12 protein-coding genes are annotated in these 10,701 nt (G+C 72.5%); 2 read left to right on the top strand and 10 right to left on the bottom strand.

Translation table 11 applies throughout. The features are described 5' to 3' along the window. Window positions 1–92: 92 nt before the first annotated feature. The gene (locus ACPPVX_RS22480) at window positions 93–656 is read left to right on the top strand and encodes a hypothetical protein (RefSeq protein ID WP_426572819.1); all 564 of its coding nucleotides are present in this window, start codon (window positions 93–95) and stop codon (window positions 654–656) included. 7 nt (window positions 657–663) lie between these two features. Here the strand turns inward: ACPPVX_RS22480 and ACPPVX_RS22475 are convergent, their stop codons facing one another. Genes ACPPVX_RS22475 through manA form a run of 3 tightly spaced genes read right to left on the bottom strand, consistent with a single transcriptional unit; the run spans window position 664 to window position 3,137 of the window. Continuing rightward, window positions 664–1,278 carry an NUDIX hydrolase gene (locus ACPPVX_RS22475; protein WP_426572818.1) on the bottom strand — a complete coding sequence of 205 codons (615 nt, stop codon included), beginning with the start codon at window positions 1,276–1,278 and terminating at the stop codon, window positions 664–666. Window positions 1,279–1,333: 55 nt separating this feature from the next. After that, entirely contained in the window at window positions 1,334–1,951 is a 618-nt protein-coding gene (locus ACPPVX_RS22470; RefSeq protein WP_426572817.1) for a DNA-3-methyladenine glycosylase, read from the bottom strand. Further along, window positions 1,935–3,137: a mannose-6-phosphate isomerase, class I gene (manA, locus tag ACPPVX_RS22465; RefSeq protein ID WP_426572816.1), complete on the bottom strand. Its 1,203-nt coding sequence runs from the start codon at window positions 3,135–3,137 to the stop codon at window positions 1,935–1,937. Before manA ends, ACPPVX_RS22470 begins: the two co-directional genes overlap by 17 nt. Before the next feature lie 70 nt (window positions 3,138–3,207). Here manA and ACPPVX_RS22460 point away from each other — a divergent pair, with 70 nt between their 5' ends. Next, window positions 3,208–4,020: a methyltransferase gene (locus tag ACPPVX_RS22460; protein ID WP_426572815.1), complete on the top strand. Its 813-nt coding sequence runs from the start codon at window positions 3,208–3,210 to the stop codon at window positions 4,018–4,020. Window positions 4,021–4,035: 15 nt separating this feature from the next. On the opposite strand, the gene ACPPVX_RS22455 is transcribed toward ACPPVX_RS22460, so the two are convergent. Genes ACPPVX_RS22455 through argB form a run of 7 tightly spaced genes read right to left on the bottom strand, consistent with a single transcriptional unit; the run spans window position 4,036 to window position 10,660 of the window. Continuing rightward, the gene (locus ACPPVX_RS22455) at window positions 4,036–4,470 is read right to left on the bottom strand and encodes an acyl-CoA thioesterase (protein WP_426572814.1); all 435 of its coding nucleotides are present in this window, start codon (window positions 4,468–4,470) and stop codon (window positions 4,036–4,038) included. After that, entirely contained in the window at window positions 4,463–5,872 is a 1,410-nt protein-coding gene (gene argH / locus ACPPVX_RS22450) for an argininosuccinate lyase (protein ID WP_426572813.1), read from the bottom strand. Before argH ends, ACPPVX_RS22455 begins: the two co-directional genes overlap by 8 nt. Continuing rightward, window positions 5,872–7,074: an argininosuccinate synthase gene (locus ACPPVX_RS22445; RefSeq protein WP_426572812.1), complete on the bottom strand. Its 1,203-nt coding sequence runs from the start codon at window positions 7,072–7,074 to the stop codon at window positions 5,872–5,874. Before ACPPVX_RS22445 ends, argH begins: the two co-directional genes overlap by 1 nt. A gap of 58 nt (window positions 7,075–7,132) precedes the next feature. After that, window positions 7,133–7,636 (bottom strand): arginine repressor, encoded by a 504-nt coding sequence (argR, locus tag ACPPVX_RS22440; RefSeq protein ID WP_426572811.1) that lies wholly within the window; start codon window positions 7,634–7,636, stop codon window positions 7,133–7,135. Then, a complete protein-coding gene (gene argF, locus ACPPVX_RS22435) occupies window positions 7,633–8,544 on the bottom strand; it encodes an ornithine carbamoyltransferase (RefSeq protein WP_426572810.1) in 912 nt (303 codons plus the stop codon). The genes argR and argF overlap by 4 nt, the downstream gene beginning before the upstream one ends. Next, on the bottom strand, window positions 8,541–9,755 hold the full coding sequence (locus tag ACPPVX_RS22430) for an acetylornithine transaminase (protein ID WP_426572809.1): 1,215 nt from the start codon (window positions 9,753–9,755) through the stop codon (window positions 8,541–8,543). Before ACPPVX_RS22430 ends, argF begins: the two co-directional genes overlap by 4 nt. Beyond that, the gene (argB, locus tag ACPPVX_RS22425) at window positions 9,752–10,660 is read right to left on the bottom strand and encodes an acetylglutamate kinase (RefSeq protein WP_426572808.1); all 909 of its coding nucleotides are present in this window, start codon (window positions 10,658–10,660) and stop codon (window positions 9,752–9,754) included. The genes ACPPVX_RS22430 and argB overlap by 4 nt, the downstream gene beginning before the upstream one ends. Window positions 10,661–10,701 lie beyond the last annotated feature (41 nt).

Below are 10,701 nucleotides of genomic sequence, written 5' to 3'. Positions count from 1 at the left end.
GGTGCCATCGTCGCATGACCGCCCCCGGGGGCGCGACATGAGATCGCCGGGCGGGTTGGACCCGGCCCCGGCCCGGCGGCGAGGCTGATCGCATGGTCGACGTGGATGCTCCGGAGCAGGCGGTCCCCGAACCGGTGGAAGCCAAGCGGAAGGGCTTCACGATCGGGCGGGTGCTGGCGATCATGACCGTGATCGGCATGGTGATCTTCTGGGTGTGGATCTTCTCCGGGGCGCCGGCGAAGCAGAACCCCGACCGGCTGAAGGACGAGGCGTACGTCACCCTGCTGCAGGGCCAGTGCAAGGCGATGGTGGCGAACCTGGCCGACCTGCCGAACGCTGCGCACATCAAGACCGCTAGCGCCCGCGCCGACGTGCTCGACGACGCCAACGTCATCGTCGGGCGGTTCATCGACGACGTCGAGGCCAAGGCACCCACGACCGGAGACGCCGCGGTGTCGATGGCCGGCTGGATCAAGGACTGGCGGACCTACCTGGCCGACCGCCAGGACTACGCCACGCGGCTGCACACCGACCCCAACGCCCAGCTGCTGCTCGACCGCAGCGAGATCGGCAGCGACTCGGTCGACCAGACCATCCAGGTGTTCACCCAGGTGAACAACATCCCGGAGTGCGACACCCCCGGCGACGTCGGCTGAGCCAGCCTCAGGCGGGAGCCACCAGCTCCCGAGCGATCGCCAGGCCCCGCACCACCAGCCGGCGCGTGCTGTCGTCGACCGCCGGGTCGAGGAGATCGAGGTCGTCCTCGGTGACCCAGCGCAGGGCGAGCGACTCCGCGTTGGCGTGCTCGACCGAGCCGGGCGGGGCGAACACGAGGTAGCGCACGTCGAGGTGGAGGTGCGGAGCCTCCGCTGGGGGCGACACCTGGTGGACGTCGACGTCGATGGCCGGCACGACCACGGCGAGATCGTCGATGCCGGTCTCCTCGCGCGCCTCCTTCAACGCCACGGCGGGCAGGTTGGTGTCGCCGTCGGCATGGCCGCCCGGCTGGAACCAGCGGCCCAGCTTGCGGTGGAGCATCAGCAGGGTGCGCTCGCCCTGGGCATCGACCACCAGGGCCGAGCCGGTGAGGTGGGCATCGGGGTTGGTGCGCAGCGCGATGTCGGGATGGTGCTCGACGAAGCGGACCACCTCGGACCGGTGGGCGACCGGGGTGGGCGCGTCGAGCACCGCCTCGCCGAGGTGGGCCAGGGCGACCGCCCGGTCATCGGAGGGACCGAGGCGAGGGTCATCGGCGGCGATCCGCTCGTACGGCTGCATCGGCCCTGCCTACCGCATCACCGCCGGCACCGCCGCCGCGGTGGGTTCCGGGTGCTCACCAGGGCTTGGATCGGTGCGGGTCGCCGGGGACGCTGTAGCGCCAGGGCCGCTCGGTCGCCACGGAGATCCCCACGCGCGGGCCGGTGGTCGGCCGCGCGGGAGCGGCGGTGCCGTCGTCGACGATGGTCACGCCGCGATCGCCCCGGACCAGGTCGATGCCGTCGAACGTGCCGTCGATGCCCATCGCCTGGCAGGCCTTGGCCGGGCCGTTGGCGATGTCGACCGGGCGCCGGGCTCGCGGGCGGGCGGCGGCCATGTCGTCGATGGCGCGCAGCGGGGCGAGCGCCCGGATCAGCACCGCCCCCGCGACCCCGTCCTCGGAGGTGACCGCGTTCGCGCACCAGTGCATGCCGTAGGTGAAGTACACGTACAGGTGCCCGGCGGGACCGAACATCACCTCGGTCCGCGGCGTCTGGCCCCGATGCGCGTGGCTGGCGGGATCGTCCGCCCCTCGGTAGGCCTCGACCTCGACGATCCGGCCCGCCCGGCGGCCGTGCACCAGCACCTTGTTGAGCAGCTCGGGTGCGACCACGAGCGGATCGCGGGCGTAGAACGCCCTGGTGAGCGGCCGATCGGTCGAAGCCGCGCCCGCCAGGTCAGGCCGGGAGGCCATCGCCCGTGGTCCCCCACCAGACCCGACCGGTGCCGGCCACGCGATACGAACCGGATCCAGGCGGGACGAACACGGCGTCGCCGCCGGCGACGACGAGCGCGCCGGTGGCGCCGGGGCCGTCGATCTCGACCGACCCACCGGTGGCGAGCAGGAGCGAGGGCGCGACAGGTGCGATCTCGAGGGTGGCGTCACCCGGGGTGAGCGCGGCGAGTGCGAACGCCTCCTCGCCGGCGTCGTAGGTGGTGACACCGCCGCCCAGGTCCTCGATCACCGGGCTCGGAGGCATCCCCGGCTCGAACTGCAGGACGGCCAGCAGCTCGTCGACGTCGATGTGCTTCGGAGTGAGGCCGCCGCGCAGGACGTTGTCGGAGGCGGCCATGATCTCGACGCCGGCGCCATCGAGGTAGGCGTGCAGGTTCCCCGCCGGCAGGTGGACGGCTTCGTCCGCATCGAGGCGCACCACGTTGAGCAGGAGCGGCGCCACGGCCGTCGGGTCGCCGGGGAAGGCGTCGACCAGGCGCCGCACCCACACCCGCGGATCGGCCAGGTCGTCGCCGCGGAGGCGCTCGACCGATGCGGCCACCGCTGCGGCGATCGCGTCGCGCGAACGACCATCGAGCCGGAGCAGCCACCCGAGGACGGTCCTGAGGTGCGCTTCGTCCCCGGTGGCCAGGGCCGACACGAGCGGGTCGAACGCCTCGACGCCAAGGCCGGCGAGGAGGTTGGCCGCCTCGAGGGGCGGGCGGAACCCGCAGAGCGCCCACGTGGTGCCCAGCGCGACGAGGGCCTCGGGCTTGGGCCAGACGTCGCGGTAGCTGCGATCGGGAGCGTCGAGCGCCAGGCCGGCGGCGTCCTCCCGCTCGAAGCCGGCCTCGGCCTGGGCCTGCGAAGGATGGGCCTGGAGCGAGAGCGGTCGGCCGATGGCCAGCACCTTGAGGAGGAACGGGAGGGCGGTGTGGCCCTCGGCCGCCAGCTCGGGGCCCAGCCAGCGGGCCGGGTCGGCGGCGATGACCTGGGCGAGGGTGCGGGCCTCGGGGTCGCCGACCACCAGCGACGGTGCGCCCGGGTGGGTGCCGACCCACAGCTCTGCCTCGGGGCCGCCCGTGGGCGCCGAGCCCACGATGCGCGCCAGCCCGTCGATGGCGCCCCACGCGTAGGGCTGGACCTGGTTGCGCAGCAGCAGCATGGCCGGTGAGCCTAGGGAACCCGGTCGGCCCCGGCGGTCGCTCCGACGCGTCCTCCTAGGATCGGGCCTCGTGCCACGGACACCCGGCGAGGACGCACCCGAGCGGGCGGCCCCGATGGGAGACCCGTTCGCCGACGTCGCCGACGCCTTCGCCCGGAGGCACTACGCCGACCTGCGGGGCCGGGTGCGCACCGAGGTGATCGACGGGCACCTGCGCGAGCACCTCGCGGGCGAGGAGACCGTGGTCGACGTGGGGGGTGGCTCGGCCGAGCAGGACGTCCCGCTCGCCCGCCGCGGCCACCGCGTCGTGGTGCTGGACCCGTCGGCCGCCATGCTCGCCGCAGCACGGGCGCGCCTGGCCCGGGAACCGGGCGAGGTGGCCGAGCGGATCAGCCTGGTGCTCGCCGATGGCGACCGGGCCGCCGACGTGCTGGGCCACGACCGGTTCGATCTGGTCTGCTGCCACGGGGTCCTCATGTACCTCGAGGACCCGCTCCCCCTGCTCGCAGCGCTGGTCGACCTGGCGCGGCCCGGCGGCCTGGTGTCGATCGTCGCGGCCAGCGCCGACGCGCTGGCCATGCGGCCCGGGCTCCGGGGCAGCACCACGGAGGCGCTGCAGCTCATCGGGGGCGAGCGCTACCGCAACGGCCTCGGGCGCCAGACCCGCGCCGATCGGCCCGACGCGCTCGGCGCGACGCTGCGGTCGCTGGGTGCCGAGCCGGTGGGCTGGTACGGCGTGCGGACGTTCAGCGACGCGTGGGAACCGGGCCACGAGGTCGACGACCCCGACGCCCTGATCGAGCTCGAGGCGGCCGCGTCGCGCCGCGACCCGTACCGGCTGGTGAGCCGGCTGTTCCACCTCGTGGCCCGCAAGGCCACCTGAGACCTGCGGGCGGCGTCAGGCGGTGGTGGGCGCAGAGCCGAGGGCGTCGCGCATCCGGCTCGCCACGGGGGTCGACTCCTTGGTTCCCGGGACCACGCAGACGTAGGTGATGAGGGCGGTGAACACCGGGCGGTCGCCGACGGTGCCGCGGTAGGCGATGTCGAACGAGGAGGTCCCCCACCGGGCGATGCCGCAGTCGACGTCGAGGGTGTCGCCGTAGGTGGCCGAGCCCTGCCACTCGAGCGTGGCCTTCACCAGCATCCAGTCGATGTCGTCATCGACCCCGGTCCAGCCGACGGTGTGCTGGAACCAGGCCGCGGACGCCACATCGCAGAACCCGAGGTAGTGGGCGTTGAAGACGACGTTCTGGAGGTCGACCTCCTGGTAGCGGACCTTGATCCGCTCCCGGAACGCCCAGCCCGCTCCCGGCGGGACCGGCTCGTCAGGCACTGGCCACGCGGTTGGCGTCGTCGGCGATCCGGCTCCGGAACCGCTCGAGCTGCGCGGCCACGGGCACGGGGCCGGCCCCGCCCCGGGTGGTGCGGCGGGTGACCGAGACGCCGGGCTCCAAGATGGCCGCACCGGCGGGGCCGAGCAGCGGGTGGGCCGCCACGAGGTCGGCCATCGGGGCTTCGCCGTCGAGGGCCCGGCGGACGATCTCGCCGACGATGGCGTGGGCCTCGCGGAACGGTGTGCCCCCCTCGACCAGGAGCTCGGCGAGGTCGGTGGCCGCGGCGTACGGCGAATCGGCGGCAGCAGCCATCCGATCGGTGACGAACGTGGACGTGGCGAGCAGGCCGCTCATGGCGGCGAGGGCCAAGACGATCTGGTCGACCGCGTCGAACAGGGGCTCCTTGTCCTCCTGGAGGTCTCGGTTGTAGGTCATCGGAAGGCCCTTGAGCGTGGTGAGCAGGCCCGTGAGGTGCCCGATGAGGCGACCGCTCTTGCCGCGAGCCAGCTCGGCGATGTCGGGGTTCTTCTTCTGCGGCATCATCGAGCTGCCGGTGGAGTAGCCGTCGTCGAGCTGGAGGAACCCGAACTCGTCGGAGGCCCACAGGCACACCTCCTCGCCGATGCGCGAGAGGTGGATCCCGAGCAGGGCCAGGTCGAAGAGCGCCTCGGCCACGAAGTCGCGGTCGCTGACCGCGTCGAGCGAGTTGTCGAACACCTCGGCGAAGCCCAGGTCGGCGGCCGTGCCGGCCGGGTCGAGGGGCAGCGACGAGCCCGCCAGCGCGCCGGCGCCGAGCGGCGACACGTCGGTGCGGGCGAACGTGGAGAGCAGCCGGTCGACGTCTCGGGCCAGCGACCAGCCGTGCGCCAGCAGGTGGTGGCTGAGCAGCACCGGCTGCGCGCGCTGGAGGTGGGTGTAGCCAGGCAGGTAGGCGCCGCCGGCGGCATCGGCGCGGGTGAGCAGCACCTGCTGCAGGTCGAGCACCGCCGAGGCCACCTGGAGCAGCGCCCGCTTGGTGTAGAGGCGCAGGTCGGTGGCCACCTGGTCGTTGCGGCTGCGGCCGGTGTGGATCTTGCCGCCCGCCGGGCCGGCCAGCTCCGTGACGCGGCGCTCGACGGCGGTGTGGATGTCCTCGTCGGCCGGACCGAACTCGAAGGTCCCGCCGGCCAGCTCCTCCTCGACCTGATCGAGCGCGCTGAAGATGGCGGCGGCCTCGTCGCCGTCGAGCAGGCCGCCCCGCACCAGGCCGCGCACGTGGGCGCGGGACCCGGTGATGTCGTCGGGAGCGAGGCGCTGGTCGTACGGGAGCGAGACGGTGTACGCCAGCAGCTGCTCGGCCGGCCCGGCGGCGAACCGGCCGTGCCACAGCGTCTTGCCGTCGCCCTCGGTGAAGTCGGTCATCAGCTCGACGGGCGCTTGGAGGCCTGCCGGGCCGACCAGGTCTCGATGCCGAGGCCCCAGAGGCGGACGAAGCCGGCCGAGTCCTCGTGCCGGAACGTGTCGGCGGCGTCGTAGGTGGCCAGCTCGTAGTCGTACAGGGAGTGCTCGGAGCGGCGGCCCGTGACGGTGCACGAGTCGGGGCTGAGGCGCAGGCGCACCTCGCCGGTGACGAACTCCTGGCTCTTGTCGACGAACGCGTCGAACGACTCCTTGAGCGGGCTGAACCACAGGCCGTCGTAGATGAGCTCGGCGTAGCGGGGCTCGATGCGGGCCTTCTCGCGGTCGAGATCCCGTTCGAGGCAGATGGACTCGAGGTCCTTGTGGGCCAGGATCAGCGCCAGCGCGGCCGGGCACTCGTAGGTCTCGCGGCTCTTGATGCCGACGCGGCGGTTCTCGACCATGTCGATCCGGCCCCAGCCGTACGCCCCCACGATGGTGTTGAGCTTCTCGATGATCTCCAGCATCCCGAGCGCCTCGCCATCGACGGAGACGGGCATGCCCTGCTCGAAGCCGATCACGAGATCTCGCGGCTCGGTCTCGGTCTGCTGGGTGAGCAGCCAGACCCCCTTGGGCGGGACGGCCCACGGGTCCTCCATCTCACCGCACTCGATCGCGCGGCCCCAGAGGTTGTCGTCGATGGAGTACACCTTCTCCTTCGTCGCCTGGATCGGGATCTGGTGGTCGTAGGCGTAGTGGATGCTGTCCTCGCGGGTCATGCCCCAGCCGCGGACGGGAGCGATGACCTCGAGGTCGGGCGCCAGGGCCCGGGTGGACACCTCGAAGCGGACCTGGTCGTTGCCCTTGCCGGTGCAGCCGTGGGCGACGGCCGACGCGCCGTGGTAGCGGGCCGTCTCGACGAGGTGCTTCACGATCACCGGGCGGCTCAGCGCCGACACCAGCGGGTAGCGGCCCTCGTACATGGCGTTGGCCTTGAGGGCCGGCGCCACGAAGTCCTCGGCGAACTCCTTGCGGGCGTCGACCACGATGGCGTCGATGGCGCCGGCAGCGCGGGCGCGCTCGCGCACCACGTCCCAGTCGTCGGAGGCCTGGCCGACGTCGACCGCCAGGGCGATCACCTCGACCCCGAGCTCCTCGATCATCCAGCGCACGGCCACGGAGGTGTCGAGACCGCCGGAGTAGGCCAGTACCACGCGCTTCGCCACGTTGGTTCCTCTTTCGTTCTTGGTTGTCAGGAGAGCTTGCTGGTGAGCATGGACCGGATCAGGTGAGGCCTGCCAGCTCACGGAGCTGGTGGGCCACCTCGGCCCCGGTGAGGCCTTCGGCCACCACGATGATGACGGTGTCGTCGCCGGCGACGGTGCCGATGACCTCGGGGAGCCCCGAGCGGTCGAGGGCCGATCCGACGACGTTGGCGGTGCCCGGCGGGGTGCGGAGCACGACGATGTTGGCCGACGACGAGACCTCGACCACCCACTCGCCGAGTGCCCGGCGGAGGTGCTCCTCGGGGGCCAGCTGGTCCCGGGGGAGCTCGGGGATGGCGTAGACGGTGTCACCACCGCCGGCACGCACCTTGATGGCGCCGAGATCGTCGAGGTCGCGGCTGACGGTGGCCTGCGTGGCACCCACCCCCTCGCCGGACAGGAGGGCGACGAGCTGCTCCTGGTTGGTGACGGCGTGCTGCGACAGGAGCTTGGCGACCAGGTGCTGGCGCTGGTTCTTGGCCAGGCGGACGAGCGGCGGCGGGGTCTTCGTGCGCGTGCTCACCGGCCCGCCTCCGACGCACCGACCAGCCACTCCAGCGCGCCGCGGGCGGCCGGCTGGCGGTTGGCCGCTTCGGGCCACACCCGGCTCCGGGGCCCGTCGAGGACCTCGTTGGTGACCTCCTCGCCGCGGTGGGCAGGGAGGCAGTGCATGAAGATGGCGTCGTCGTGGGCCCGGTCGAGCAGGGCCTGGTCGACCCGGTAGCGCTCGAAGATCGGCTTGCGGAGCGCCGCCTCCTCCTCCTGGCCCATCGAGTACCAGGCGTCGGTGACGAGCACATCGGTGCCCTCGGCGGCCGCCTGCGGATCGCCGTCGTACTCGGCCCAGTCGGCGCCCAGCTCGGCCATGCGCATCAGGTCCTCGGCCGGTGGCTGGTAGGCCTCGGGGCAGGAGAAGCGGATCCGCATGCCCTGCATCGAGCAGGCCAGCCCCAGCGAGCGGGCGACGTTGGAGTAGTCGCCCACCCAGGTCACGGACCGGCCACCCAGCTGCGGGCCGAACTCCGCCCGGATGGTGAGCAGGTCGGCGATGGCCTGGAGCGGGTGGCTCAGGTCGGAGAGCAGGTTCACCACCGGGATGGTCACCGCGCCGGCCATCCGCTCGAGGACGGTGTGGTCGAACACCCGCGCCGCGATCACCGAGTGGTAGCAGGCGAGGGTGCGGGCGACGTCTTCGGCGGTCTCGCGGCCATCGATGTCGACCTCATCGGGCTTCAGGTAGATGGGGTGCCCGCCCAGCTCGACCACCGCCATCTCGGTGGAGTTGCGCGTGCGGTTGGACGGCTTCTGGAAGATCAGCGCCGCGCCGCGGCCGTCGAGCACCCGGGCCGGGTGCGGGGCGGTGCAGCGCTCGAGGACCTCTTCGAGCTCGTCCGCGTTGAGATCGTCGATCTCCAACAGGTGCCGGGTCACGATGCCTCCGCGTCTTGGTAGGCGAGCGCCAAGATGGCGGCCGCTTCGTCGATCTCGTCGTCGGTGATGAGCAGGTTGGGGGCCAGCCGGAGCGCGGTGGGCGTGACGGCGTTGACCACGAGGCCACGGTCGAGGGCGGCCTGGGCCACCGCACGGGCATCGAGCCCGTCGACCAACTGGACCGCCAAGAGCAGGCCGAGGCCCCGGACGGCGGCGACGTGCGGGTCGGCCGGGAGCACCTGGGCCAGCCGCTCCCCCGCCCGCGTGGCCCGGCCCGGGACGTCCTCGGCCTCCATGACCGCCAGCACGGCCTTGGCCGCAGCGGTGGCCAGCGGTTGGCCGCCATAGGTGGTGGCGTGGTCGCCGGGCTCGAACGCCCGGGCCACCTCGGCCTGGGCCCAGCACGCGCCGATCGGGACGCCGTTGCCCAGGGCCTTGGCCATGGTGACCACGTCGGGCACCACGTCGAAGTGCTGATGGCCGAACCACCGGCCGGTGCGGCCGAGGCCGGTCTGGACCTCGTCGACCATGAACAGCAGGCCGCGCTCGTCGCACAGCCGCCGCACGCCTTGGAAGTACTCGGCCGTGGCCGGGTTGACCCCGCCCTCGCCCTGGACCGGCTCCAGCAGGACCGCGGCGACCGTGGGGTCGATGGCGGACTCGAGCGCGTCGAGGTCGTTCCACTCGACGTGGCGGAAGCCCTCGGGCAGCGGCTGGAACGCCTCCCACTTCTGGGGCTGGCCGGTGGCGTGGAGGGTGGCGAGGGTGCGGCCGTGGAACGAGCCCAGGGCGCTGATGACGACGTGCTTGCCCCGGCCGCCCCACTTGCGGGCCAGCTTGAGGGCGCACTCGTTGGCCTCGCCACCGGAGTTGGCGAAGAACACCTGGCCGCCGCCGCCCAGGAGGCGGTCGAGCGTGACGGCCACCTCCCAGCCCGGCTCGGTGCCGAACAGGTTGGAGACGTGGAGCAGGGTCTGCGCCTGGGTGTGCAGCGCCTCGGCGACCGCCGGGTGGCTGTGGCCCAGGCCGGTGACGGCGAGCCCGGACAAGAAGTCGAGGTACTCCTTGCCGTCGGCATCCCAGAGGCGGGCGCCCGCGCCCTTCACGAACTGGACCTGCGGCGGCCCGTAGGTGGGCATGAGCGGGCAGCGGACCTGGTCGGCCGGTGCGTGCATGGCGGCGCCGTGGACGGTGTGGGTGGTGGTGCTCATGCCGTCGCCTCGTCAGCCCGGGTGATCATGGTGCCGACACCGGCGTCGGTGAGCAGCTCCAGCAGGACCACGTGCGGGATGCGGCCGTCGAGGATGTGGGCCGAGCCCACGCCGTCGGCCACGGCGTCGAGGCACGCCTCGATCTTGGGGATCATCCCGCCGGAGATGACGCCATCGGCGATCAGGCCCATGGCCCGGGCCGTGGAGAGGCGCGACACGAGCGTGGAGGGGTCGGCCACATCGGTGAGGACGCCCGGGACGTCGGTCAGGTAGATGAGCTTCTCGGCTTCGAGGTTGGCGGCGATGGCGATGGCGGCCGTGTCGGCGTTGATGTTGTACGCCTGGCCCTTCTCGTCGGCCCCGATGGTGGAGATGACGGGGATGAAGTCGGCGGCCAGGAGGGTGTCGAGGATCCGGCGGTTGACCTCGACCACGTCGCCCACGTAGCCGAGGTCGGCGTGGCGCTGCTCGGCGATGATCAGCCCGGCATCCTCGCCCGAGAGCCCCACGGCCACCTGGTCGCGCTGGTTGATGGCCGAGACGATGTCGGCGTTGACCCGGCCGGTGAGCACCATGCGGGCCACGTCGAGCGTGTCGGCATCGGTGACCCGCAGCCCGTCCTTGAACTCCGACTCGAGACCCAGCTTGGCGAGCAGCTCCCCGATCTGGGGACCGCCGCCGTGGACCACGACGGGCTTCAGCCCGATGGCCCGCAGCAGGACGATGTCGGCGGCGAACGAGTGGGCCAGGGCTTCGTCGACCATGGCGTTGCCACCGAACTTGATGACGACGGTGCGCCCGGCGAAGGCCTGGATGTAGGGCAGCGCCTCCACGAGGATGGCGGCGCGGACGGCGGGCGTGACGTCGGCCAGCGCCGCCGGGTCCACGTGGTCGTGTTCAGCCATCGCACAGTGTATGCATGATGATGCATGTCTATGCAACACCG

Origin of the sequence: Aquihabitans sp. McL0605, from assembly GCF_049993875.1 — a bacterium.
Classification (GTDB): Bacteria; Actinomycetota; Acidimicrobiia; order Acidimicrobiales; family Iamiaceae; genus Aquihabitans.
This window is presented reverse-complemented; position numbering and strand designations above follow the sequence as displayed.